The organism is Flammeovirga sp. MY04, assembly GCF_001682195.2.
Lineage (GTDB): Bacteria > Bacteroidota > Bacteroidia > Cytophagales > Flammeovirgaceae > Flammeovirga > Flammeovirga yaeyamensis.
Window position 1 is genome coordinate 1,207,552 of the sequence record NZ_CP003561.2, and the last position, 26,994, is coordinate 1,234,545.

A 26,994-nucleotide genomic window follows, 5' to 3' on the forward strand; every position below is an offset into this window, starting at 1 on the left:
TATTTAGCTAATGAATTGTTCTTCTTGCTGCGATTCTACAAAGTGATATAATTTAGCCTTTCGCCCGATTAGGCTTTCAAATTCATCTTGAGGAGTGATCACCACTTGAGTAACAGCATTTGATGTACATTTAATTTGTTGTAAGTCAATAAAGAATTCGTCTAACGGATTAAACCATTCTTGTGCAGCTATCGTACGTTTTCTTGTTCCCTTTTTATCTGTAATTTCTATTTCCAAATTCCCTTTGTGCACATAGATATATGGTATTTCTTCTTCGAAGTAAAACTCTTTTGCTCTTTCACTTCGTTTTAATGTTTCGACATTTGATATATCCATGATATCACAAATAATATCTCCATTCAGTTTTTGGAAAGAGACCGACCTTTTCATACCCATCAAAATTTCCATCACATTAGTGACTTCATTTTGCATGGTATACGTATTCCAAAGTTCTTTTAATTCCTCATTGTCATAAGTCAAACGGTACATCACCTCTGTCAACTCGTCTTTATGAAGCCACTCAGACAGGATAATAAATGCCGTTTGTTGAATTAAGTGATCATCATTTTCTAATTGAGTGATGAGTGTATTCTTAAAAATATTGGTACGTAATGTAGGTATTAAATGTAGCGTAGAAATTCTCGACCAACGGTTGGTCAGTTGAGCATCGTTATAAATCAGCTTATTGATAATGTCATCTAGACCTTCAAAATCAACAGGCCAATGAGCATCCAATTCCTTTAATTTATCTTCAAAAGAAAGCTTTTTGAAGATAATAATAATCATAGGTTTTACTTCTAGAATATTGGGTAAAGCCACTTCTAATAATTGCACACCGAAGTTAATTTCATCTTCAGTTTTACTATTAATTACGGACTTTACAATAGCGAATGTTTGATAATCGTATAAGATACCACAGAATCTTAAAATAGCATCTAGTTTATCCAAACAGTCTTCTATAAGTGCATTTTCTAGTGTTTTATCATCAAAATTATTTTTCTTGATTTCCACAATAGCCATATAATTCCAAACTATTTGCTTAGATAAGGTTTCTATATGCTTTTCAATAATGTGTCTGTTTTTATCAATTGATCCCTCTACAACACTCAAGGTATCCAAAGCCGCTAAGTACACTTTTTGGTTGGTATGATTTACCGCTTTTAATAAATAAGCATAAGATTTTTTTGTATTCAATAAACCATACAACTGAAGAATTCTTTCTTGTGTAAGTACAGTTTGTCCCACAGCATTAAAAGTCGAGTGCAACATATCTGTTACATGATCACCAATCTTATAGACCGCATCAATCACTACATTTTGAAGTCCAATTTCAGACATGTTGTTTGCCATTTCTGCGTAAACTTCATCCGATACTTTTCCTTCCCCACATGATATAATTGCTGCTCTACGTACATTCATTATTGGGTCTTGTAATAACCTTTTTAATACTGTAGAACGTTTCTCTTCTGGAAGTTCAATAGATAATTTGGCTCCTAAAACTCTTTCTGTAGAAAGCTTGGATAATGATAATTGCTCTATGTAATTTTTATTTTCTAGACGTTCTTCAATTTCAGTTAATGCTAAAAAGACATCATGAATTTGAGGGGCATTCTGACTCTGCCAGAATCTTTTGTATTTGATGATTTTCTGAAGGTTTGGCAATAATCCAATCTTCCCTTCTTTCCACATTTCATTGACACCAAAAGATTGTACGGTATCTTCAGAATGACTGATAAACTCTGGAAGTTTTTCATCGAATGTCAATGGTGCAATTTTTCGTAATAGGTTTAATAATCGAACATTGATATTTTCGATTTCTCTTTTATTCAAAAGATTTAATATTGGGAAGAGGTTTGCATGTCTGAATGATTTATCGCCAATGGCATCCTCCAGTTCTTTGTAATAATCTTTTTTCAGAAAATAGGTCACCACCATGTAAGCAATCACCAACGATAGAAGAGAGAAATAAAGTAATTCTTTGTATTCATCTAGGTTACCAAATGCATAGTATAATCCATAACATACTGTTACAGATAATATCGAAACGACAATTGTACTAATTAATAGAAAATCACTTCTCAATTCTTCTGAAATTGTTTGATAAACATCGTCTTTTGTTTCTTCTTCTAGACTGTATAAATACGTAAAGAATAAAACAAACAATAGTGTACAGACCACCATTTGAAGGGATGGAATTCCCATAAACGCTTCATGCTGATTGTCTACTAGGAAATGTATGGATATAGCAGTACAAGAAAACAATATCAAAATTAATGGGGGAACGTAGAAAATAGAGAGACGTCCGAATTTATCTAATACTTGATTGGTAAACAATTTTCTTACAATAAACACAAAAAGGGAAATCACCCCAAATAATATCACTTCAAAACCCAAAACAGCATCTTTATCTTTAAAGTGAGTCATTGCCTGAAAAAACATCAACAATAACAACATCCATTTCATCGATGTTAATAGCATCGATTTTAATACTATCAAATGATAAAATCGATTACTAATTATTTTAAAGAAGGAGTGTTTAGCATGTATAATTAATATATTCTGGTTAACAAGCTTGAGTGCTGTGTAACTATTCAATAGTCTTAACCATAAGAATAATAATATGATAGAAGCAGTGAGTGTAATGATGAATAAATGGGCTTCAGTGTATCCTAAAAAGGCATAGATAATTAAAGAAGATAATGTAAAACCTATCAGGAAATATTGGGCTAATACCTTATCTACAGAGGCAAATTTAAGTACCTTTTCAATTCGATTATAGATCTGAGCATACATCATGATAAGTGCCAAATAAATGGACATATTACAGCCCATTTGGAAATTTTCGAGCGTATACCAATTGTATTTTTCTATACCAAAATAATAGGCGGCAAATAATCCTAAGATATAGATAAAAACACTATTTTTCTGGGCTTTTTTAACTGAAAAATATCTGCTTAAAAAGAATAAAAGGAATGCAAAAGGAGTAAATAACGTTAGGGAAATTCGTCCCCATTCGTATAATAAATCAGCATTCACCTTATCCAATTGATCAATGATAGATTTATTTAAACAAGCAAAGATAACTGCAAAAAAAAGTACGCTTAGTTTTAAAATATTATGTCTGTTTACGTTATCGACGGTAATATTATTTGCCATAAGAAAAGATGGTTATTGTTTATTTAGTGATCAACGGTAATTGATAAAAAATTTGTTCAAGTTTGTTTGAATACCTATATACTTACTTCCTCTATACGCCCAACAGAATAAGTGACACTCTCTATAAGTAATTGTCCCGTTTCTGCATTAAACTCTCCCATTTCCCAAGCAGTTGGAAAGCATCTTTTTAACTTTACAGCATAGGCCGGATTATCTTTTTGATCAAGTGCGACCACAATTAAATCCATTTTTTGAACTCTGTATTTATCCTTAGACATATTGACAATGCCTGATAAAAAAGGTTCACTCAAATTGATATCACCAGAAAGAATTCCCTTTTTAAAAACCACATCATCAAATTCAACTCCATTATGTACATGCAGTTGTCGATTGTTTGATCCTAATAGAGCCACTTTTTCAGTTTTTATCTTAGCATTAATTCTAGAGATACTCTGGAATGAAGCAAAGCTATTTTTTTCAATTGCTTTTGAATCCGTCTTATCATCCTCTGTAATGGTGACCACTTTAAATCTGAAACCTGGAATTAATGGTTGTGTCGGAATTGCAGGTGATGTATTTGTATTTTCTATTTCTTCAGCCATAATTATTCAGTTTCACTTTGATAATTAAACTCTCCAATTTCTCCTGTTTCTTTAATTCTATATAGGATTTGAATACTTAGAAACTTCCCCTCTTTTTCGTTTTCTTCATTGATATTCGTTTCCATCACCTCAATTCGCTTTTCAAAATTTGTAATGGCTTCGTGTATGGTATACTTAATATCTTGAACAAGCTGAATGGTTAACCTTTTGAACAAATACTGTCTTAAGTTACAGCCGAAGTTAATATTTACTGGACGTTCCCCGGGGTGAGTAGAAAAAAGGATTAAAAGACTTTCTCTAATATCAATATGGTCTGAGACCATCTCTACCTCTGTACCCTTATCATTAAAAACCGGGGGAAACTTCCAACCTGTATAATTTCTCATAATGATCTTAATTAATCGATAAAGGATTCATCCATAAATTGATCTTCCCAAAGAGAAGTAACATGAAAATTAGCTATGGTATTTCCTTCATAATTCCCTTTAGTTCTCATCTCTAATTGGTAATTATAGGTATCACCTTTCCATCGAAATTCTATTTTATTACCTCTTGATCCATAATAGGCTTGAGTAGTTTTAATCGTATCGTGAGAGTTACCAAAAGTACTGATCGCCTGGGCAATTACTAAAGCATATTTACCTGTTTTCTTTTTACCAACACCAGCGACTATTTCAAAAGCATGACATCCATTTAAATTTTCAATAATGGGTTGCCATTTACCATTGGCCTCAACACTCCCTTTGTATAATGTACCTACTCTCGCCTTGGCTCCTATTGTTCCACCAACTTCTAAATCGTGGTTGGGTTTTGGACAGTTGACACCCACAAGCCCTTCTTGACCGAAAGTCATGACACTTTCTCCTTGTTGGTTCTGTAAATGTAAGTTTCTATCAGTTTGTCCTGATGTAAAACTCCAAATTGGACTTCTGTCTTCTATATTTTTAAAGAAACTGACTAATTTATTGGTATCTCCAACAGGCGAAAGCATCAAACCTTCGTCCATACTTTTTGATAATCCATCATCCAGTTTATTTACGCTCGATTCTATTAAATCGTGAAAATTTTCCTGAGAGGGTAATTTTCCTTGATTAAAAAATGTCTTTAATGTATTTCTATCTAATAATGCCATGGCTATTTTTTCTTTTTAAATCTATAGAAGTAATGTTGGTATCCAACACTTAAAGTGAGAAGGTGATTTCTGTAATCATCATCGATAAATGCATAATGATTAAGAAAGACATCTCCTTTGTATCTCTCCGACTCAAGTACTAAATCGTTTAATGCGTAGTGATATTGCACTAGAAAATAAAACGCACCTCTTTTACGTTGCTTTTTCAGTCCGATACCTCCACCTAATCTTATTTCATGTGTATACCTTTTATCCATTACAGACTTTTGATCGGCCGAATTTTCTGTACTCCCCTCTAATTTATATTGTCCTACAATTGTGGCGTCCGAACTTAACAAGTGATTGTAATTGGCAGACAAACGAATAAAAGGATAGAAAGGGGAATTAAGAATTGCCTTTTCGTTTTCTGTATTTAGATAAATGTTCTTGGGGTGTTTTCTAAAATTGATATTGACCATCAAACCGGATTGCACAAATTGTTGCTGCTCCTTGTAGTTGGTAGACAAAACATTCATAATATCATTTTCCCTTACTTCCACTGTAGCATTTCTATATCCTACAAACATGCCCCAATCGATCCAATGCGATAAGTACATTCCAAAATTAATGTTGCCTTCAAAACCGAATGGATGATTATATTCTGCAGATGGAACGTCTTGCGTAATACTATATGCCTTATCTAATTGTACCAAACTCATATTTCCTCCACCTTCAATGCCATAATAAAATGAAGGTTGTCGATTGAAATTGTTTAGTAATTCAACATATTCTTTTGGATCATTGTCTACATCAATTATCGTAAACGGATTTGTTTTTAATAGCTTTTTGATATCCGCTTCTGCTTCCGTCCTTTTTAATTGATAAATATTACAAAGAGCCAATAATTTATAGGCCTTTTCTTTTTGACCATCGTTAAAACCGTCTTTTAAACAGCCTCTTAAAAGTCCATCTATCAATTCTATATTACCTTGATCGAATGCCGTTTGCGCCCTTACCAATTTTTCAGCACAATCTACCTGTGCCATCGACTGTAGATGACATAGAAAACTGAGAAGTAGTAATAGTAAAGTTTTATAATACTTACACATAATGTTAGTTTTTAGATTACAGGAGCGACAATAGATTTATAAGCATTTTGCTTTTTCTTAATATTGCGCTCAATAGATTGCATCTTCTTAATTTCTTTATCGTATGGATTCTTCTTTGGTAAGAAGAAAGTAAATGGAAATATTAAAACATTCCCCACTTTTCTAAAAAACGACTTCTTCACATACCCATACTCTAAGTAAAGCAATCTCTCAAAATCTTTTCCTGCTTTATTCTTAAATTTATAATATGGCTTAAGTGTTAGATCATTGAACTGTGCTGTTTTGTCCTCACAACTCATTCCATATTTATCTATGATTTTGAATAAGCCCATCTCAAAAAATTCAGAGGTTTTCTGAAGGGAATCATTTTCAAATGTCAACACATGAAGTGACTTCTTATCATCAAGAATAAAAAACCATAATTTATGATGGTTCAATGCTTGAAGCTGATAAGGATCCTTTTCATTATCACTTTTGTAACTGGGAACAAATGCTCTAACCTTTTTTAATAGAAGTTCTTCTTTAGAATTCCCTTTATCTTTTTTTGAATCTTTTTTCTGATCTTGGCCTAGTACAAAACTTTGACTAATACCTATCAGAAAAAGGAATATGTATAGTTTAATTAATCGTTTCATATTATTACCATTCTAATTGTTGTGCTTCTGTTTGACTCTTAGAATTCTGAGATTCACTTTTCTGCCCTGATTCTCCTTCTGCAGGTTTTTCGAACTCCTGAGTAAATGCCAAGTCAATTTTTGCTCTTAATGGAATTCCCTTATCATCCATCATTTCGAAAGTGGTATTAAAAGAGGTGAGATTATATTTATCTCCACTATTTATTCCCATTTCTGTTCCCTTAAAATTTACTGTAGCAGGGTTTCTTTTATCTTTATCTAAAACTGTTGCCTCTAAACCACTAATCATAGAAATAATATGATGATCATCTGTGGTATTATACAACATTCCAGTTGCATCTAAATAAGCAGAAAAAGAAAGGTTCTTTCGTACTCTTGAAACATTTTCAGAACCACTTGTAGTAGACTGAGCATCTGCAGGTCCTCCACTTGCAGATAAACTTGTACTAAGATTACTTATGGCTAGAAGGGTAATCTCTCCGTTTTCTGATGTGATTTTTAATTCCATAACATTAATCTCCTATAAAAACATTTGGACTCCCCATTTGTATAGTTCCAGCGGGTAACATATCTCCCTTACGAACAGCAAATTTCCCTTGTATTTTTACTGTTGTACTTTTTACTATAGGTTGACATCCACACGGCAAAGGTTGGATACCTAATGCTGGAATTTTATTAATGAACACAGTCGCACTAGCAATTACTGGTAATACCAAAGGTGGTGCTGGCGGATGTGCTTCACATTTATATAAATCTCCTAATCTTGCTGCTTCTTTACCCATTTTTTATACTAATTAATATTTACTTGTGCCCCTTTTAAATTTAACATGTTACCTGCTTCTACCCCCATATTGGCTGATGATTTCAGATTGATTTCTTTTCCATCTATGGCTACTCCATTTGTTCCTTCCAAATTAATTTCTGAAGAGGCTGTTAAGTTTATGGTATCTGCATTAATATTCACCTCTCCATCGGGGCTATTAATATTAATGTTGTTGTCTTTATCTAGAATACACTCAGTGATGACCGAATCTCCATCAGTCACTTTTAGATGTAATAACCCGTTGGCCTCATCCAAAATAACATGTGTACTTTCTGTGTGCATATGAATCAATTCATTTTCATCATCAAAGGCCAATTCCAAATTGCTTTTCGTGACAATAGATTTATAGCTTTCGGTACCAATGTGGGGGTGTTCGTCGGAATTCTTAAAAATTGAGCCTAAGATCACAGGGTTATCAGGATGCCCTCCCAAGAAGCCAACCACCACCTCATCTTCTAATTCTGGCAACCATAAAGTTCCGTGTGCTTCTCCTGCATAAAAGGAAGCCAATCGAGCCCAAACTAGAGGTTCCACATCATTGGCCATGTCCGTTTGCATAAGCAGAGGCAATTCTACTTGTACAAGGTACTGATCCGTTGCATGTTGGTCTCCGCTATTTTGTACCTTCTTCACAATTCCATGTTGAAGACCCATTATGCCAAAATTGGTATCTTCTGCTGTTGTATTTGTTGAGGCAGGCATTTTTGGGAGGCCCAAAAGTAAGGTCGTCTTCCAGTTATCTTGATCCATAAAATGTTCTACTCCATACACAAAAGCCTCACCTTCTAATATGCTCCCTGCTTCTATAATTTCGATGAAATCTCCAGGATTTACATCAACCGTACCCTCAATAGTTACCCCTCCTTTTACCTTAGCTAACTTACTCTCCAAAATTTTATGCGTCAGCCATTTTTTACGAATAGCGGTATTTTCTTGTCCAAAAGAGATAATTTCTGTGGCTCCTAAATCCAATGCTCCAGATACAGTTGCCGCATCTACGCTCGTATCCCCTGCCTCAAAACTTACGGACTCCGAAGATTCTTGTTCTATGGCCATATCCTCTACATTATAGGTATTGATATTGGCGATATCATGTAAATCTTCTATATCCATAAAGACATTAAATCTTGTAGAATTAATAGGAGTAATTTTCATCTTTGGAGGATTCTCAAGCAATACATCTTTCACTGTTATCGACTCTGGAGAATAACATAAAAGACATCCTGCTTGTCTTAATTTAGATACAACAAAATCAAAATCATTTTGTTGATATTGAGAAATTCTACTCTCAGAATCTTCTTCCTCAATATCCATTTGATTTTCCACCTGAAGTTCATAGTCACTAAAAATCTTATCGACTACTTCTGGTAAACTAAGTGCAAATAATCGGTTGACTGCTCTTCTTTTAAGACGGAAAACAGGGTGTAAAATCTCAATTATTGTCACAAAATTTCTACCCTTACTCTGCGTTCCATATTTTGAAATTATTCCTTCAAACAATAATACCTTCTCCACCACATCATTTTCTGCATAGATTTTAATCTCATTGGAAGGATATAGATCTTGAATCGAAGAAAATTCTAAATCATGATTGGCATTAATCAACGTAAGACTACAATATGGGACATCATTCACCGAATAATTAATGTTCATATCTTTCACTTGATATGGCTTAATATCCAATGCTTTCCCATTTGCTTCTACAGAGATAGCCGTTCTAGTACTATATAGTTGATTTATTTTTGTCATTTATTCTTCTTATTAAAACCTTCCAAACTTATGACTAAATAGCTTATTGTCATTATTGATTTCTTCCTTGCATTTCTCTGCTAGATTTTCGACAAAATCATCAGGTAGATGATCTATTGATAACTTCTGAACGAATTCTTCTAGCATTTTCTCTTGAGATATAAAATCTCTTTTTATCTCAATTTTGATGTTCAGTTCTTTAATTTTTATAGACATGTTACGGCAATTCTTTTTTGATGAAAAAACGAAAGCTTAAGAAGAACAAGGTTAAACCACCTAGTAATATTCCAACAATCATTAGAATGACTTCTTTGGCACTTACAAAATCATAGGTCACCATAAAAATGCCCAACGCAATAATCATGAATACAAGAATCAGTGTTGAACTTGCTACCTTCATCAGCTTGGTCAGTCTATATCTAAAGGATAAAAACATCATGATAAAACAGAAATTCAATCCCATTACTCCACCAAACATGTAAAGCAACATCCTTGGGTTGTTAAGTAATGTCCTAGGGTTGGTCATTATTCGAAGTGCATAATTGATATACCTTCTTGTCTTTCCTGCAGAGAAAGAAGACAAACCGCTTTCGGGAGTAACAGTAAAATTATCTTTTACAGTAACCCACATTTCTGGATTTCCATTATCAAAACCTAAAGCCCAGAACCCAATCCCTTTCAATTCATGCTTTTTGATTAAATCTACTTTACTTTGGAGGGTGGTACTATCCTCGAACCAAATCTGATGATACCTACCCAAATCGTCTCTATACACATGAAAAGCGGAACCACTTATTGGTTCTCTTTGTACAGGTATGCCACCTATTTTATTATCAATTTGCTTTTTGGTTAAATACCCTACAAAATGACTCGCTTTCGATGGATAAGTAAGGTCTTCTGTCACCCATTCTGCTCCGTACAATGGAGAACCTAAAATCAATTTATCAGAAGGAATTCCATCTACTTTATATTCAAGAACACTGCGTTCTACATTAAACTCCCACCAAAAATCACCACTTTCAATAGGTGCTACCGGGCCGGCAATGTTACTATTCTGACCATAGAACTCGTATCCCATCACAATAAATTGATCAACATAAGGTGAAAGACTCTTGAAATCGAATACTCCATTAAAGTCTTTGGGAGGGATAGTCAAAGTGATCTTAAAATTGTTGTTCGCTTTTCTTAATGTATTGGATAAATCAATAATAAAATTGGTGAAATCTTGTCGATGTTCCTTTGGAATATTTTCAAAATCGATATTGACACCATCAGCATTTCTTAGGAACAACAAAGTAATAAGATTCGTAATTAACGTTTGCTGTTGCTCATTTCTATTTTGTAAAAATGTCCTGTTATTATTGTACCCAAAGTTGGTCACTGTAAGCAACACCTTACAATTATGTAAGTGAGCTGAATCAATTAATGCAGTGGTTTCCCAATCGTGTATGCTATGGTATTTACCATCCACGGGATTTAACTCATAAGAAAAATAGGCGATTGTGCTCAGTAAAGAGAAGTTATAGGCATCATAACCTTTACCCATCCAGTACGGATGCCAACCAAATACTTCCACGTCGCTTAAAAGCTCATAATCACCTTCTAAAGATTTATTACTTAAAAGGTTCATTTTTTTCTGCCATTCCTCCTCGGTGTAATCTCCCTTTACAGTATTTCTTTTTACCTCGCGAAGACGATTTTTCATCTTCAACGTATCGATAAAGGCTTTTTCTTCCACCATTAATATTGGTGGGGAAGCTGTATCAGTTTCAATCTTATTTTCTTCTTCAACTACAGCTGTTTCTTCTTCTGCTATTGCTTCCGCATCTTCAGAAGATTCCTCTGTTTCATTTTCTTTTTCAGGAGCGATCTCTACTAAATTATCAGAAGGTTTTTCTTTTTGTTTCTTTTCTTCTTCATTCGCTTGTTTTACATAGTCTTGAAGCATGACCCTCAATCCCTTTTCTTCTTTTTTCTCTTCCTTTTTCTCCTCTTTTTGCTCCTGACCATAAGTGGGCAACGCTGCAACAAAGAAGAGCATAAATGCGAATAGTTTGTATGTTTTATTCATTTGTTTCATGTTGCTTAGCTATATGAATTGACAATAAGATCGATCCCTAATTCAAGGTTATTAATCCCTGCCTTATCGTTATTTTTATTATTAATATACACTTCGTGATTTGCTGCAGAAGTTAACACACTCCAAGGTTTTGATGCCTCGATAAAACTATGGGTGTAATCTTCTTGTGCCGTATCAACTAATTTGAATTTCCTTTCATTTTTAATCAGGTGCACCATAGATAAATGCTTAATCCCATCAACATAAGCTATCGTTTTTAAATAGCTTAGAATATCTGATAAATGAAGCTTACCACCGAGTACCAATCTATTCGCATTAGACAAAGAAATAGTATCGATAAACTGAGTTAACTTCTGATTGATTTCATCCAAATAGAAACCCTGAGTATACCCTTCTTTTAATGAAATGGCCACATTGATTTTTACAGTTTCATAAATTGGCGAACAGATACTAAATTTTACATGAGGAGATATAATTTGCTTTAAGAAGCGTTCCACTCTCTGTAACAAACTATTTGATGCAATTGGGAATTTTTTCTCCGATTTAGGAATAATGACAATCAATAAAGAACGATTTTCTTCAGAAACCGGAATACAAATTACCTGATTGATCTCATGGAATTCTGTAAGAATAATTCTCTCATAATCCCAATTGCTCACCGGTCTGTTTCTATGCTTGATGGTCTCCGAAACACGATTAATAAATGCCCCACTTTCTTCTGCTCTTTTCCCTCCAAAAGAGGTAAGCGGTTGCTCAATACTTCTAATGCCCGGTAGTTTAGTATTAGATCTAAAAATAGATTGTGCTTCTAATTCTTTACCGAAATCGTAATAGCTTCTTTCTTCTGGAAGAATTAAACCTACTTTCACCACTTTAGAATACACCTTCTCGATGACTCCGTAATTATCCATCACATCAGGAATATACATTCTTAACCAAAGTTTTCCAGATGGTTTTAATTGATTTTCTTTTGAATGTTCAGGTACTTTTAATGAAATCATTCCTGTCTTTGAAAGACATTCTGTTTCATCATTTAATATATTCGCTCCTGGAATTGCCTCCCATCTATTGTTATTTAAAACCTCCCATATAATTTGATGTTGATCGCTTTGAATATCTTGGTCTGTGGTCGACTTTATCTGAAACAATAGAGAAACAATATCTCCTTCGACAGAATTATCAATTCCTAAATCCAAGACGATACCTGCATTTACTTCTGGAAGTAACTTCGGACTATCTGATTTAGTAGAGATTATTTTCTCACCAACTCCATAAAATAATTTTGTAGCAGCATCCTCCTTCATCATCTTATTTTCAAAAATGATAGAGGTCTTAGCGATATAATCGGCTTCAATTTTTTCGATCACAGGAACATAAGCTAATGGAATCTCTACTTCTTTCTTCTTTTTGAAAGGATTCAAACTTATTCTGCTTCTAACTTGTGCTGTCACTAACTGAGGGTACATTAAATGACCAAAACCAATCTCAGGACTAGAAATCGTTAGCTTTAAATACCCATTCTTCACATAATTCGAAAATCCTTCTAAATCTTCCTTTTGGGCTTCGTCTATAGTTACAGGCTGTTGGTATTTGATATTTAAAAGATCTGTTTCTTTTGAAATAGCACCAATGTCTTCTACTTCACCTTCAATATTTGATCGTACATTGGAAAACATATGCCTTTCGTCTAGATGGTCCCATTTCCCCTGTTTTAATTGATCAATATAAAGTTTGAAATTTGAATTCCTTAGTTCTTCTGTATCGTAATTTTCGTAATACCCCGTTAAACCATTCGGATGTGCAGGTTCATTAAACCATTTGATTTTCAAATCAAAATGTTCGATGGGTTTAAAGAAAACCTCGTTACTACCTAATACTAAATAATCACCTTGCTTGGGTTGATTTCCCCATCCTTGATAAGGAATATCCGTACCTAACTGGCCTTGTTGATTGTAAGCATTAAAACCTGTGTAACCTTTCACATAGGTCTGTATCACTACTCTATCTACCACTAAGTCAGATAAAAAGGAATATCCATATAAATACGTTTCTGTATTTAATGTAAATTTAAATACTGCTTGGTCGAACAACTCATGATATTGTATCTCAGGTCCTGCCTTACAAACGGCAGGTTCATTCGCTTTAATGACTACCTTAAAGGATAAAGAATTAGGTGAATATTTAGACGTTAAAAAGATCACTTTCTGTGCTTTTACCCAACCATCTATCGATGAATAATGCACATTAAAGATATCGCTAAATATATTATTGAATAATTGATGACCACTCCATCCCGTAATTTCTTTAACATTGGAAATTAACTGAGTCAGTTTATCCATTGACACCTGCGTAAACTGAAAATTGAAAATAATCTCTCTATCTCCATTTTCCAATTGTAGAATTTGATCACAAATACAAAAGCTGATAGGTAATGTGTCAGTGGCCTGATTATCCCATAGATTTTTCTCTAAAACCTCCCCTTCTTTAATTTCAGATTCTGATTGTTTTATCGATGTAAGTACTTTTAACGGTAACTTTTTACCAATCTTTTTGTACGATACATTACTTAAATCCAAATTAGTAATCTCAGATGTATTTAACACCATGGGATAATCTAACTCATAAAGAATATTTTTTCTTAACTCATCACTTCCAGCAATAAACTTGGTTTTATTCGGTACTCTAGCATAACGAACACCATCATTCAGCTTGAAATGTAAATAGGTATAATCTACTTTTTCTTCTTTTCTCTTTTCATCCAACAAAGTATTGAAATATAAATTCAAATACCTTTGAGGGAAGCTATTCAACATCTTTTGAGGGTATTTATAGATATGTTGATAAGCCATTATTAAATCAATTTGTGGTTGACTTGTTGTTTGACCTATCAGTTCTTTAAAATACTTATCTGATTTACCACTCATTAAAAATAAATTGTCAATCAATTGAATATTCAAACGCTGACAAATTTTAGCCACCACAGTATGATCCCTATTCTCAGAGATATGTTCCTCATCAAAAGAATAATCGATAAATTGAAATATTTCTTTGATCAGTAGTTTCGTTTCAGCTAATTCATTATTTAAGACTTCCTCATCAAAAAGATACAAGAATTCTAAATCCAGTTGAGTGGAAATACTATTTAATGTAGTAGTAATGTTTAAATAAATCTCCGAATCAAAAAGCTGTTTCTTATGATAATTCTTTAACCACTTATGATAAAAATTCAATAACTGATGAACCAGTTTAATCCCCTCTATTAGAAACTTCATTTTCTTTTGAGGTCGGTTAAACTGATTCACCTTTTGAAAGATAATATTGTTCTTTTTCTGAAAAATAGAAATATCCAATTCCTTCAGTTCAGACAGTACTGAGAAATCGGAAAAAAGTATGGTGTACCAAAAATCCCTATCTTTCTTCTCTAACGTTTCTAGATACTGAAAGGTATTTGTTAGTATATCTCGTAAATCAATGTCATTTAGAAGAAAGCCTTTGTCTAACAACTGCGATAACTCTCGACTATCCTGACTTGTACCGTTGTAAATCATCCTAAAAAATTTTACTTACCCCACTCACAAAAAATCTTGTTCTTCATCCAAGGCAACATATTTATCTTTATTGACCAGGGTAACATCTTCATAAAAATATCATAGGTATTTGGTTCAACTTCTAAATACCAATCCTCTTTTAATGTGATTGATCCTGTTCTTATAAAAAACATTATTCTTAAACTATCCGGCTCCATTTTCTTTAAAGCCGACCAATGGGTAATCACCGTTTTTAATAAATGATCCGCCCCCTCTTTTTCTTCATCAGTTAATTCAAAATCCAATACAATAGGTGTTTCTATATCTATACCACATAGAATTTTTGGTAATAACAATTGTCTATCGTCTTCTACCAAAAGGTTTTTTTGAGCCAAATACAAGATAATTCCTATTGCTCTTAGCAGACTTTCTTCATTTACAAAAGCCTTATTATCTTCTGTAAGCCAACCTCTATGCTTGAAAAATAATGGAAGATAAGGCACTAAAATTATTAGACCTGCATTACTCACTTCCATGGTAATATTCTTCTTTTTAGCTCTGATGAACTTCTGCTTTTTCTTTAATTCTTTTAAATGATTGTCATCTACTTTAAGACTCAAAGCATCACAGGTCATTGTATATATTTTAGAATAACTGAAGTTGATTTGAGAAAAAGTTTGTTCTATATATTTAATGATTATTTCTCCATTAACCATTCGATGATGGATGAATGAAGAAAATAGTTCATTTTGGATTAATTTGATAAAGTCAGCAATCTGACTTGTTGTATAAATAGTAGAGTACGACTGATTCAGCTTTAACTCTAAATTCTCGATTCGCTTGGCACATTTCAATTTATAATCGATATTCAAGTAAGAATACATACGATTTTTCTGTCTAATCGAATATGTATTTAACTGTGCTAACTCTTTCATCGATAGGTACTGAAAATATTGAAATAACTGTTCTTTCTGATCTATCGTTAAAAGGTCCTCATTTCTACTGATGACTAATTCTAAGCAAAGATGTATATCGGTTTCAGAGATAGCTTCTGATGATTGAACAGATTTCTCATCTTCATTTTTTAGGTAAACTACTATATCCTCTAATTGCTCCTTGATATTTGATGAACATTTAGAAATAATTGTTTCAAAAGAGCCTATGAAACTCTTTAATGAAGTCACTATATTGTTTTGAACTAAAAGAAATTCAACCAATTGTCTCTCTGCGGAAAGTTCATTATTAATAGGGAGGTTTATCTTCTTTTCAGTAGAGGTATTAATGACTAAATACTCCACAGACTTTTCCTTACCATAACTATACTTTTCCAGTACCTCAATAGAAAGTAAAGGAATTTCGTGATACTTAATTTGAGCATTTCTTTTTACTTCTTCGTCAAATCCTTCTACTGACTCAAAAAGTGTTTGAATTTCTCCTTTATGAATAGGAAAATACTGAATCAATTGATCGATAAAGTGGCTTTTATTCTGACTATTTTCTAAATAACATCTTAGAATACTATTTCTATTTGTTGACTTAAAGAAAAATTCATCTCCAAGAACTTTCTGATCAAACACATCAAATAATTCTGTTGAATTGGTATGAAGGATAATCGCTAGTAACTTTTCAATAGAAACAGAGGAAATTAAAAGCGTGGTTTTCTCACCTTTCGATAAAGAGGTATTACTTTTTAAATAAGATAGAATGTCGTTCCATTTTTTCTCCCACTTTTTTGACCTTTTATCAAATGTCTTAGTGGATATCATCCATTTTAATTGTATCAATTCAACAGCAAGTACTGTTTGTATTTCTTTAATTAATTCCTTTTCAATTGTTTTCAGTATAGAGTTTTCTAATTTTTCATTATCGGAAGAGTTAGATAAAAATGTAAAGAATTTTTGATCAGTAAAATACTGAGGTCTCTTTCTTATTACTTCTAAAAGTAATTGCTGAGCAAAAGTATTTTCACCAAAAAGCTGTAGTTGTGGATATTTTGTAAACAACTCAGCTTGTCTGTTTTTATTCCCTTCAGATACAATAATTAAAAACTGTAATAATACAATTGGATATGCTTTTAAATGTGCCTCAAAAGAAGGGTCCAAAGTATTATTTAGTAATAATTGTATAGTTTGTTTTTTAATATAAGAAGCTTTCCACTGTGGAATATTTTGTAAAACTTCTGTAATCTCTTCTTCTATTTCTTCAACACTCAATAGTACCTCTAATTCATTAAGTTGTTCTTTTATTTTTTGATCATCTTTAAGTAATCCATTCTTAATTCTTCTTCTTTGCTTTTTTACATAAAACATTAATTCAACAGTCAATGTCTCATTTAGCTTTGGAGTACTTTTAGTTATGTTGATAATAAAGTCTAAAGTGGAGGAGGTAAAACTTCTATTCAACACCACATTGATCATACTTTCCTCATAAGATAATTTCTGATGAAATACCTCCAATAAAACAGATTTTTGCTCTTGTATATTTAAAGATTCAACAGATTTTAATAACTCACTTTTAGTTGAAAGTAATTCTTTTAAAAAAGTGGTTAGTAATTGATTATTGACCAAAAACGTGAGAAAAGAATACACATTACTGCTTCTTTTCGTCATCATTAATTGCCAGGTTTCTATAAGTGTTGTAAAATTCTTTTCTTTTAGGATCTCAGATAATAAGCTGTCTACTCTTTCTTGTTCGTACCAAGGGACAAAACCATCACATAAGAATTCTAACAAGCATTCTTTGTCCGTTAATTCTTTTTGTACATGCTCTTGATTGGGGTTTGATTCAACATTTTGTTTACTTTCAATACTTCCCTGATCATTTGTAGACACTCGATGCATGAGCTCATTTAGTTTATCGTTTATCACCTGTTTCACTGTATTGTAAGTATCTTTTTGATAATTGACTAAATTAGAGGACAAGTCAATATCCAACTGATCAATATGTATATCTAAGTCACCATATTTCTCTAGTTCCTTATCGATCATAGGGACAAGTTGAGACTCCACAAAATTGGAAAGCTCCATTTTTATGAGATGCTCATTGAGATTTACATCCGACTTAAAATCTATATTTAAATTGATCAGCTCGTTCATCTTAGTTTTTTCTAAATTCTAAAACATACTTGAACTTCAATAAAGACGAAGTCATCATAAAATACTGATCGTCTCCAGAAAGGTATTCCACTCCTATCAAACGGCTATCTACCGAATTGATAAACTCTTCCTGAGATAGAATATCACCTAAACTATTCAGTGTAATCGTATTGTATTTTACCTCCGTACCATTTTCTAAAGAAGAAGAGGCTATAAAATAGTTTTCTTTGCCTATTAAGTAATTCAACTCATTTCCTTCGTAATCAAAAGCAATTTCTTTTGTCTGATTATTCGTTAACCAATATAATTTATCTTTGCCTTCCTCTTCTTTTGCTAAGCCAACAATACCATCGTTTAACCAAGTCGCATCCGTAAAATGTAATTCGCTTGTCGATAAATAACGAATGGATTCGATCAAACCTAAAGTTGGATTAATACTGTATTCTGCTACCTCTTCTCTAGTTTGATTTTCCCTGACCTCCCAAGTCAGCACCTTTACCTTACCATTGTATTCTTTAATTTCTTTTGGCAAGTGGTATTGAGAAGATCTATCGTTCATTTTTTCCCAAAGAATTTCTCCATCAGTCGTTAAACCTGCGAAGTAGATTTTTTCTTTTCCATCTTCCAATCTTCCTCTACCTACTACAACAATAATATCATCCACTTTCTGAATTAAGTCGATAATACTTTCAGTGAAGTTCTCATTCTTCCATAATTTTTCTTGTTGTAAAGTGAAACTGTTTCCGTCTTTAGAAAATTTCATCCACAAGAACTCATTCTGGTAAGTACCTCCAACATAAATATCATTACCACTTTGGTTTATTGAAGAATAAATCGAACCACTTTTTGGGTCTTGATAAATAGCTTGTGTTTCTCCAAAATCATTCAAAGAAGCCAAATACGCCTGTCCATTTCTCCATGTTTGAGCATCTAGAAAGTTAATGGATGCCACCGATGATTTTTCATTCATCACCCCAGCAATCAAATACTCATTCCCTTGGCTAATCAAACTTTTGGAAAGGTAATTTCCCTCACTACTGTAGATCAATAGTGATTCATTACGTTCGCCTGTTTTTTCATTCAGACAGCTACTAAAAAGTAGGATACAGATTAAAAAATATAGCTTTTGCATGTCTTGAATTATATTATTTATAGTGATAGAAAGTAGAATCGTATTCTATCTCATCACTTACATATTTATCCCAATCTTCGGTGGATAGAATACCAATATTCACTTGCGATAACTCGTCGAATTGATCTTCTATTGTTAAAGGCCACTCTTTGATACGTCCCACTTTATCTCCAGTAATTAAATACTGACCGTCTTGAGAGAACGTTAAAGCAGATAACCAAACACTTTCTGTAATTAGTAATTTTTCCTTTTTAGGTTGATGGATGTCCCACAAACGTATAAATCCGTCGAAACCAGCAGTGGCCACCAAATTATCTTTTGTAGGATGTATGGCTATGTGATTTACTCTTGCTTTATGATTGTCGGTTGTAAACGTATTTTTCCAATCTTTCCCTTCTTTGCTCCATCGTTGGATTTCACCCGACTCTGTACCAATCCATAAGTTTTTTCCTTTCTTACTCATCGACCATATTTGGTGATTACCCACTGTAAAAGATGAGATCACTCGATCTGCTCCTTTTGCCAATTCGACGATCATACCTTTTCGGGTGGCGATATAGATATTATGAGTAGCAGCATCGAAGAATGTTGTTGTAATCTCTCCTAAGTTATTCAACATTGGAATGGTCAATTCATAGAATGAATATTTATCCTCCTTCAGTTGCCATTTTTTGAAAGATCCTTTTACATCTACGACCAAGAAATCGTTGTTCTCTAGTCTATAGACCCCTAACACATCATCTTCTGATAAGGATTTGATAATAATTTCTGATTTGAATTTTTCCATATCATAATGCACCAACTCCTTGCTGTAATTAAAGTAATCCATACTCATTTTTTCAGCAGGTTTTACTAATCCTCTCACAACACCTTCTACATGATGAGCTACACAGCCATTTGCAGTTACCTGAACTAAACTATCGGTCGACATCACTACCCAAAGTTGATTATCATGATGAATAAATTCATTTACCATGCCTCTTGATTTACCCATCAGATTGTAATCCTCTCCCTTATAATGTTTTACAGCATTATGGAAAGCAGCATAAAATTCAGCATCAAAACCGTCCCCATCGTTATTCATATACCCCACTACAGCTTGCTTAGCTAATAAGTAACGAATTGTATTGTCTTCTACTTGATAAGAGTTCAAAGCCATCGCTCTTGCTGTAGAAAGGTTTTGTAATCTATTCGCTCTTAAGTTGGCGGTCTCAGCATGTTTTTGCGCTTTTGTTGCCTGAAGCATAGCCAAAGTGGCATTCTCTTTCTGTCTGTTCGCTTCGTTAAAAGAAGCCTCCGCTTGCATCATTGCATCTAACGCTCTTTCTTTTTCATTTTCCGCTAGAATTGTGGCTTTTTCGGCTCTAAGTTTTTCTTTCTCGGCATTTTGTTTTTCTGCCTGTGCTTTCACTTTTTCTTCCTCGGCCAGCTTTCTGTTCCCTTCTGCCACTCTTTGAGATTCCTCGGCTTTTAAACGTGAAGCTTCTGCCTCTTCTTTCTTCAATTCGGCTTGCTTACTTTTTTGGTAAGCGTGTGTACCTAAAAGAATACCTCCTAAACCTAATAATAAGAAAATAACAACTAAGATTCTCGAGAGCTTTGTTCGTCTCTTCTGAATAAGTTTTGTTCTTTCTAGCTCTTTAATCTCTTCTTTTTCAGAAAATGACAAGAACTCCATCGTTCTTTCGTAAGAAGCATGATGTCTCACTCCCCACTCATAAGTAGGCTGTTGTTCCTCCCTCCAGTTGATCGTCATCTGAAGTTCCGGTTGTCTTAGTCTAGATCTATTTCCTTTTTGATATTCCTCAGCATCTTCTGCCAACTTTAAATACCTTTTGATGGATTCTGTTTCCTTCAACGTCCATTCCACCAAAAGTCCCCACGACCTCATCAAAGATTCGTGCGTGATATCAATAACTGATTGCTCAGTAATATTGATATGCTCTCTTGGCTGTAAAAATGCTCTATCTTTCTTTCTGAAAGTATCGATAACATCGACAATAGCCTGAACATCTTTGATACCTGTAATCTCAATAATTCTTTGTAGAGAAGATGGGTTTCTAACTCCTTTCCCTTCTTTATTGATCGTTGTAATGCATCTAAATACTTTCTCACAAATCACTTTTTGATCATCGTTCAAAGTATTATAAATTTCGTTGGCATGAATGGACAAACTTTCCTTAATTCCGCCAACGGCAATATAATTTTTAGGTTGAAGCGGTTCTGATAAAATCTGTTCGTTTCTCCAATGTTCGAACGTCCTCATCATGGCGTGTTGCATCGACGGTAACTGATCTTGTTTATTTCCAAGATCTTCCAAAATGATTTTAAGCAAATCATCTGCAATACCCACTCCTGCCCATTCAAGTGGCTTAACAATCGCATCTTTTTTCTCCTCAATAGACATTTGTGGAATCAAAAACTGACTTTGATTAATGCATTGAGTTAAAGATGGAAAATCAGCACAATGTCCGATAAAATCGGAACGCATGGTCAGTAATATATGAAAATCAGATAATGGAGATGTCGATAATAATACGATAAGTTCTACAAATTTAGCGATCTCTAAATCCATATTGTTGGCTCTAAGATCATAACTAAATAATTCCTCAAACTGATCGATATACATCACTGGTGTTTGTGTAATATTTAGTCTATTGAAATAATCGAAAAACGTGGTCACATCTACCAACAAGCTTTGGAAAATATCCAATCGCACTTTTTCGTTTTCTTCTTTAAAGACTTCATTCACCAACTTAGTTAATGGTCCATGTGTCCCTGGAGTGAATATATAGGTAACATGATCCATTCTACTTTCTAGCAATGGAAAAATACCACAGAAAATAAACGAAGATTTACCAATACCCGAACGTCCTAACACTGCCGAGAATCGGTGTTCCATTAATTTACTAACTACCTCTTCTACATGTTTTTCCCTCCCAAAATATAAATGTGCTTTATCTCTTGAGAAAGGCTGTAAACCTAAAAAAGGATTTTCTAATTGCGCTATTTCTATCGTACTAGTTTTCATTTTTGGGGTTGCTTTTAATGTAAAAGAGAAAGCATATTGTCTCTAAGTACAACTTGTTCTTCTGTTGAAATTTCTTGGGATCTTAATTGATACATATAGGATTCGAAAGTGTAAAACTGTTCTGGTGTTAACCATTTTGTGTTTACCTGAATATGAGCTGCTGTTTCCTCTCGACATAGATTTTGCACCATCACCTGAAACTCACTATTTCGGAAACGGTGAGAAATACATGGGAAAACCATCGATATAGAGAAATTGAAAAACTGCTCTACAATACGTTCCACATCGTCTGTCTGATTGGTTGTCGCATAATCCAATGTAATGTGTCTATTCACCTTTTTATCGAATGCTACTCTATCGAATTTATCCGATAAGTAGTCGAATAACCTTTCTTTATCTTTATGTATCTTTTGTACCGATTCGTCGTCGTACATTCCAATGCAATTCATACCAAATTCAGGTATTTTAAAGAGCATTCTAAAATTACCATCGTTTAGACGTTCTACGTCATAGCGATGCCCTTCCATAAAGTACTCCGGCAACAGTTTGATGAGTTGCTCTCTTTTTTCGAAGTCCAAAGAAACATCACTCATTAATACATGTTCTTGTTCTTCGTTTAAAATATAAATACCAAAACAATGTTCATCTGTTGATGGCTGTAAATCCAAATGCTCTACAATTTGGAAGCCTTCATACTCATCATGTAATGTTAGAATTCTTCGGTGGAGTGCAACGGCTGTTTGTTCTGCTTCGTCCCAATTGGAATAACTTCCTAATTTGAAATAGCTGTTCTTTTCTTTACTGAAATACACTATTTCATAGGCATTATCTACAGCGGATTTCACCTCTACTACATACATGTTTTTTGGATAGATACATTGATGCATCATGTCCAAAGTAAGGTGGTCTCTTATAATTTGCTCGGCTTGATCAGAAGCTACGGTAATGTAAGTATCAATACAATCAAAAGAATACTGTTCTAAGGATTGGTATACCTGAACATCTTTTTCTGATAACCAAAGATCAAAATCCGATAATGTTTTTGAGGAGTTAAATAATATTGGAGATTGTTCCAGTGTCACCGATAGGTCAACATTTTTACCTACACCGGTAAACAGCATTAATCTTAAATGTAAAGGTGTAATTGCCCATTCACCTAATGAAGCATTAATGGGTTGAACACTCGATTTTGCACTTAAGAGTAATGGTAAATATCTTAAAAAATACGCCTTAAAGAAGATGAGGCGTTGTGTAATTTCTTCCTGAGAAAGGTAAGGAGTAAATGAGCTGATCAATTCGTTATCGAATCTTTCCCCATGAACTCCAATTAAATAATCTAGTATCTGATTCTTCTTTTTGTCATTATTAAAATGAGCTGAACGTAAAAATCCTTGTTCTGTTTCTAGAAGATCGTTATTAGATACTAAGCCTTTTGCGGAGAATAGTTTTGGTAAATCAAACAACTGGGCAAAAAATTCATCGCTCTGATTTTCGAAGAAATTGATGAAAGTTTTGAACTGTCCTGCTGATCTTTTTCTTTCCTTGGAAGCATCTCCAGGTAAGCCGAATTTTCCTACTCCATAAACGGTAGGAAACATCTCTTTTATATTTAATGATTTAAGGTATTTGTTAGGAATAGGCTGATGCTTCGTAATACTATTATTTCTTTTCCTTTTATTATTGTTCTTTACTGATCCTTCGTTGGATGCTTTTAATTGATCGAGTAAAGCATATACCTTATCAAAATCTATTTGTGTACTAATAATTCCGTTCTTTAAGAAGTGAATGCTACTTACATCATCCTCGTTAAAAATTGGAATGGAATTGTCTAATTTTAAAAGTGAATTTTCTGTTGTCCCGTTGGCTTGTAAACTCAGATTTTTCACACCAACCACCTCATCAATTTCCATTAATGTTCTGATCACTGCAGACGTTAAAATAGAAAACTGACGGTGGTGTAATTGTTCTTCAGGGATAAATCCTCTTTCTAATAGAGGTCCCTCAAATATTTTTGAAGTAGTCGTATTTTGTTCAATCAGTTCCTCATAAGAAGACATTTTTACTTGTGGAGAGAAAAAACGGTTAAGGCTATAAAGGGTTTTGGCATACACTTCTTCGACAGTCACATCAGTAACTATCTCAATGTCTGCTTGTACCACCACTTTTGTTTCTTTGGCCGTAGTAATGCTCATTACTTTCTCACAGTAATTTCTATATTGTTGAGCATGTTCTAAAATGTGCTCCAACAATACATTTTGATCTATTCTGCCTTGGTATTGAGGTTTGAACTTTGCAATAAGTTGGTATTGACCTTCGAATGATGTCACATCTGTTGATACAGGTTCGACCCAGATATTTTCGATCTCAACAAAGCGGTCAATCAATACTTTTCTAAGATCGTTTGTGGTTACAGGAAGTACAGAAAATGCTTCCTCTTGCGCTAGAATTGCGGATTTATAAGGAGCGTAAGTAAGATAATTTTCAATACCTGAAGCCGCACGAATACTCATCTCTGTCATGCCTGTAGACAAATACTCCAACAGTGTCATTCCAGGATCATGCGTACCAAAATCCGTCCACTTCTCATTCTGAAGTGACGCTAAGAATTCTTTGGCCTCATTTAATAAGACATAAGGGTTTCCCTCATTAACTATGTCAAACGGTATTAAATCTTCTTTTGCACTCATTACTTATTCTCAATCTCCTCCTTTTGTGTTCCTTCTACTAACTGCAGATTGCTTTCTGCATTGATTCTCCCAATTAATTGGTATACTTTCTCGAATGGAAGTTTTCCCAACCCTCCGATAATCAATTGTAATTCTTCAACGGTGAACGTTAAGTTCACTTTCTTTTTACTTTCTTCCATTATTCTATCATCAATGCATTAGTGATAAAAGAAGTTGGGGGTATGTCAATAAATAAACCCATTGAGATACACACCCATACTTCTTTTAAAAATTATTAAACAGCCTCTTGGATTAAACCTTCGTGAGCCAATTCAATAGTTTCAATAGCGATACCATTGTCTTCAGCATTTAAATCTGGCGCTGAAAGTTTCACTGGGAAAGCGTTTGTTAAAGTCCATTGGAATACTGGATTTTGCATAGTATCCATTAAAACGATCGTTACCTGACGTTTTTGTTCTTCGAATGAACCCGACTCGTTACGAGCATCTTTTACTTGTTGGAACCAATCAAACAGATAGTTGTTACCATTGTAAAGACCTCTTTTGATCGTTACATTACTTACTTTTTGTAAGCCTGGAACTTTCATCTTTACGTCTGTTGGATGATCTCCTGTTCTATATTCGATAAATTCCACTTCCGAATCCAAACCAGTTACTTCTTGAGCACTGATTTCCTCTTCACCTAAATTGACAGTGAATCTAAACTTTGGAATTGGATATTCTAGTTCTTGTGCCATTGCTTATTTGTATTAATTATTAAGATTGCATTTGCTGTTGGAAAGTCAACACGATAAATTCAGCTGGTCTTGAGATCGCTACTTTCACGCTAATCTTCATCATACCATCTAAAATATCTGTTTGAGTCATTGTAGATCCTAACCCTACGTCTACCACGAAGGCATCGTTTTGGCTAGTGCCTACTAACGCACCTTGGTTCCAAAGTGTAGTTAAGAAAGCATCGATTGCTCCTTTAACTGCTACCCAAGTCATTGGTGTGTTCGGTTGGAATACATAACTCTTTACGCTTCCTTTCACTGAGTTTTCGATAAATGACATTGTTCTACGAACGTTAATGTAACGCCAGTCTTGTGAGTTGCCATCTAAAGTTCTCGCTCCCCAGATAATTGTTCCTTCACCTGCGAAAGCACGAATAGCGTTCACAGACTTACCACCCACTGTTAAGTTCAAGTCTTCTTGATCCTCGTTTGTTAGAGATACATAAGGAGATGCTACACCTGCTAAACCTTCGTTTGCTGGTGCTTTCCAAATACCTTCTACCGCATCGATTCTAGCATAAGCACCTACGATTGCACCTGATGGAGGCAATACGTTAAGTTTATTTGCTAAACCTGTCATTAATGATTTGTAAGCTGGAGAGATAGATTTTAATGTCTGATGTAAATCAGCATCATAACCGCTTGCTTCGTTTAGTTTTTGGATTTCAGCAACAGCTTCTTGTTTCTTTCTGTCGTTGTCATACATTAACTCCGCCTCTTCTGTTAAGATTTGAACCAATTGTTCAGCAGAATCGAAGTGTACGTATGAAAATTCTTTGTCAGAAACTACAGATGCATTTAACCAAGGATAGTAAGCAGCACCATGCTTAAGACCAACTTTACCTAAGTTATTTCTGAAGTTGTCGATTGCATCTTCTTCGTCATATGAACGAGCAGAAAGACCATCTTGAACATCAAGAACAGCAAATCTGTTATCACTGCTTTCGCAATGTTGTAACATTTCTTGTTGAACACCTGCACATGCTTGAGCCGATAAAGCTACAGCATCAGGGCAAGCAAGTAATGTTGGTTCTGTAGCTGTATTTAAAGTACGAATACCTCTAATGATTTTATCACTATCGATTTCGTCTCCATAAGTACCTACAGAAACAATATACGCTTTACCTCCACCATTTGTGAAGAATAAACGTAAACTGTCGTATAAGAAATATCTCTCTTCCGCTGTGAAAAGCTCATATTTCTTCTCTCCAACTTTAAGGTCTGATTCCCCTTCTGATGTTTCTGTAATTCCATAAGTAGGCACCCAAGCTCTACCGTAGAATTTTTCAAAAGCATCTAAAGAGTCGATCACAGTTGGTACATTTTGTAATGGTTTCCCATTCTTGTCTGCTTTCTCGGTGTATCCAACAAAAGCAGGAATAGCTGTGGGCGAAGCTACAATTGAGCTGCCAAAAGCATTCTTCTCTTGAATGTACACACCCGGCGTTGCAATTCTAATAGCCATGATGACAATTTGTTTGG

General features: G+C 34.0%; 19 protein-coding genes. All 19 read right to left on the bottom strand.

The features are described from left to right. Positions 1–3: 3 nt before the first annotated feature. Complete coding sequence (locus tag MY04_RS24685; protein ID WP_066215296.1) at positions 4–3,156, bottom strand: hypothetical protein; 3,153 nt, start codon at positions 3,154–3,156, stop codon at positions 4–6. A gap of 74 nt (positions 3,157–3,230) precedes the next feature. Further along, a complete protein-coding gene (locus MY04_RS24690; protein ID WP_066215298.1) occupies positions 3,231–3,758 on the bottom strand; it encodes a phage tail protein in 528 nt (175 codons plus the stop codon). 2 nt (positions 3,759–3,760) lie between these two features. Continuing rightward, the gene (locus MY04_RS24695; protein ID WP_066215300.1) at positions 3,761–4,144 is read right to left on the bottom strand and encodes a GPW/gp25 family protein; all 384 of its coding nucleotides are present in this window, start codon (positions 4,142–4,144) and stop codon (positions 3,761–3,763) included. Between the two features lie 11 nt (positions 4,145–4,155). Beyond that, complete coding sequence (locus tag MY04_RS24700; RefSeq protein WP_066215302.1) at positions 4,156–4,890, bottom strand: hypothetical protein; 735 nt, start codon at positions 4,888–4,890, stop codon at positions 4,156–4,158. Between the two features lie 2 nt (positions 4,891–4,892). Continuing rightward, positions 4,893–5,978 (bottom strand): hypothetical protein, encoded by a 1,086-nt coding sequence (locus MY04_RS24705; RefSeq protein ID WP_158297903.1) that lies wholly within the window; start codon positions 5,976–5,978, stop codon positions 4,893–4,895. Between the two features lie 11 nt (positions 5,979–5,989). After that, positions 5,990–6,613 (bottom strand): hypothetical protein, encoded by a 624-nt coding sequence (locus MY04_RS24710; RefSeq protein WP_066215305.1) that lies wholly within the window; start codon positions 6,611–6,613, stop codon positions 5,990–5,992. Positions 6,614–6,617: 4 nt separating this feature from the next. Further along, positions 6,618–7,121, bottom strand: a complete 504-nt coding sequence (locus MY04_RS24715; RefSeq protein ID WP_066215306.1) for a CIS tube protein — start codon at positions 7,119–7,121, stop codon at positions 6,618–6,620. 4 nt (positions 7,122–7,125) lie between these two features. Next, positions 7,126–7,395 (bottom strand): hypothetical protein, encoded by a 270-nt coding sequence (locus MY04_RS24720; RefSeq protein ID WP_066215308.1) that lies wholly within the window; start codon positions 7,393–7,395, stop codon positions 7,126–7,128. A gap of 8 nt (positions 7,396–7,403) precedes the next feature. Continuing rightward, positions 7,404–9,185 (bottom strand): phage baseplate assembly protein V, encoded by a 1,782-nt coding sequence (locus tag MY04_RS24725; protein WP_066215310.1) that lies wholly within the window; start codon positions 9,183–9,185, stop codon positions 7,404–7,406. 12 nt (positions 9,186–9,197) lie between these two features. Next, positions 9,198–9,401 (bottom strand): hypothetical protein, encoded by a 204-nt coding sequence (locus tag MY04_RS24730; protein WP_066215312.1) that lies wholly within the window; start codon positions 9,399–9,401, stop codon positions 9,198–9,200. Between the two features lies 1 nt (position 9,402). Beyond that, on the bottom strand, positions 9,403–11,256 hold the full coding sequence (locus MY04_RS24735) for a glycosyl hydrolase family 18 protein (protein WP_066215314.1): 1,854 nt from the start codon (positions 11,254–11,256) through the stop codon (positions 9,403–9,405). 14 nt (positions 11,257–11,270) lie between these two features. Further along, positions 11,271–14,813 carry a baseplate J/gp47 family protein gene (locus tag MY04_RS24740; protein WP_066215316.1) on the bottom strand — a complete coding sequence of 1,181 codons (3,543 nt, stop codon included), beginning with the start codon at positions 14,811–14,813 and terminating at the stop codon, positions 11,271–11,273. Between the two features lie 11 nt (positions 14,814–14,824). Continuing rightward, positions 14,825–17,887, bottom strand: a complete 3,063-nt coding sequence (locus tag MY04_RS24745) for a contractile injection system tape measure protein (RefSeq protein ID WP_066215318.1) — start codon at positions 17,885–17,887, stop codon at positions 14,825–14,827. A 1-nt stretch (position 17,888) separates the two neighbouring features. After that, positions 17,889–19,019 carry a hypothetical protein gene (locus MY04_RS24750; RefSeq protein ID WP_158297904.1) on the bottom strand — a complete coding sequence of 377 codons (1,131 nt, stop codon included), beginning with the start codon at positions 19,017–19,019 and terminating at the stop codon, positions 17,889–17,891. Between the two features lie 13 nt (positions 19,020–19,032). Further along, complete coding sequence (locus MY04_RS24755) at positions 19,033–22,050, bottom strand: nSTAND1 domain-containing NTPase (protein WP_066215322.1); 3,018 nt, start codon at positions 22,048–22,050, stop codon at positions 19,033–19,035. Between the two features lie 14 nt (positions 22,051–22,064). Next, positions 22,065–24,737, bottom strand: a complete 2,673-nt coding sequence (locus MY04_RS24760) for a hypothetical protein (protein WP_066215324.1) — start codon at positions 24,735–24,737, stop codon at positions 22,065–22,067. Beyond that, positions 24,737–24,916, bottom strand: coding sequence for a hypothetical protein (locus tag MY04_RS24765; RefSeq protein WP_066215326.1), 180 nt, complete (start codon positions 24,914–24,916; stop codon positions 24,737–24,739). Before MY04_RS24765 ends, MY04_RS24760 begins: the two co-directional genes overlap by 1 nt. Before the next feature lie 95 nt (positions 24,917–25,011). Next, positions 25,012–25,473 (bottom strand): phage tail protein, encoded by a 462-nt coding sequence (locus MY04_RS24770; protein ID WP_066215328.1) that lies wholly within the window; start codon positions 25,471–25,473, stop codon positions 25,012–25,014. A gap of 19 nt (positions 25,474–25,492) precedes the next feature. Continuing rightward, the gene (locus MY04_RS24775; protein WP_066215332.1) at positions 25,493–26,977 is read right to left on the bottom strand and encodes a phage tail sheath family protein; all 1,485 of its coding nucleotides are present in this window, start codon (positions 26,975–26,977) and stop codon (positions 25,493–25,495) included. Positions 26,978–26,994 lie beyond the last annotated feature (17 nt).

Bases quoted from the DNA above. Each gene is read 5' to 3' on its own strand.
- MY04_RS24685 (WP_066215296.1), bottom strand. From the start codon at position 3,156: ATGGCAAATAATATTACCGTCGATAACGTAAACAGACATAATATTTTA.
- MY04_RS24690 (WP_066215298.1), bottom strand. From the start codon at position 3,758: ATGGCTGAAGAAATAGAAAATACAAATACATCACCTGCAATTCCGACA.
- MY04_RS24695 (WP_066215300.1), bottom strand. From the start codon at position 4,144: ATGAGAAATTATACAGGTTGGAAGTTTCCCCCGGTTTTTAATGATAAG.
- MY04_RS24700 (WP_066215302.1), bottom strand. From the start codon at position 4,890: ATGGCATTATTAGATAGAAATACATTAAAGACATTTTTTAATCAAGGA.
- MY04_RS24705 (WP_158297903.1), bottom strand. From the start codon at position 5,978: ATGTGTAAGTATTATAAAACTTTACTATTACTACTTCTCAGTTTTCTA.
- MY04_RS24710 (WP_066215305.1), bottom strand. From the start codon at position 6,613: ATGAAACGATTAATTAAACTATACATATTCCTTTTTCTGATAGGTATT.
- MY04_RS24715 (WP_066215306.1), bottom strand. From the start codon at position 7,121: ATGGAATTAAAAATCACATCAGAAAACGGAGAGATTACCCTTCTAGCC.
- MY04_RS24720 (WP_066215308.1), bottom strand. From the start codon at position 7,395: ATGGGTAAAGAAGCAGCAAGATTAGGAGATTTATATAAATGTGAAGCA.
- MY04_RS24725 (WP_066215310.1), bottom strand. From the start codon at position 9,185: ATGACAAAAATAAATCAACTATATAGTACTAGAACGGCTATCTCTGTA.
- MY04_RS24730 (WP_066215312.1), bottom strand. From the start codon at position 9,401: ATGTCTATAAAAATTAAAGAACTGAACATCAAAATTGAGATAAAAAGA.
- MY04_RS24735 (WP_066215314.1), bottom strand. From the start codon at position 11,256: ATGAATAAAACATACAAACTATTCGCATTTATGCTCTTCTTTGTTGCA.
- MY04_RS24740 (WP_066215316.1), bottom strand. From the start codon at position 14,813: ATGATTTACAACGGTACAAGTCAGGATAGTCGAGAGTTATCGCAGTTG.
- MY04_RS24745 (WP_066215318.1), bottom strand. From the start codon at position 17,887: ATGAACGAGCTGATCAATTTAAATATAGATTTTAAGTCGGATGTAAAT.
- MY04_RS24750 (WP_158297904.1), bottom strand. From the start codon at position 19,019: ATGCAAAAGCTATATTTTTTAATCTGTATCCTACTTTTTAGTAGCTGT.
- MY04_RS24755 (WP_066215322.1), bottom strand. From the start codon at position 22,050: ATGAAAACTAGTACGATAGAAATAGCGCAATTAGAAAATCCTTTTTTA.
- MY04_RS24760 (WP_066215324.1), bottom strand. From the start codon at position 24,737: ATGAGTGCAAAAGAAGATTTAATACCGTTTGACATAGTTAATGAGGGA.
- MY04_RS24765 (WP_066215326.1), bottom strand. From the start codon at position 24,916: ATGGAAGAAAGTAAAAAGAAAGTGAACTTAACGTTCACCGTTGAAGAA.
- MY04_RS24770 (WP_066215328.1), bottom strand. From the start codon at position 25,473: ATGGCACAAGAACTAGAATATCCAATTCCAAAGTTTAGATTCACTGTC.
- MY04_RS24775 (WP_066215332.1), bottom strand. From the start codon at position 26,977: ATGGCTATTAGAATTGCAACGCCGGGTGTGTACATTCAAGAGAAGAAT.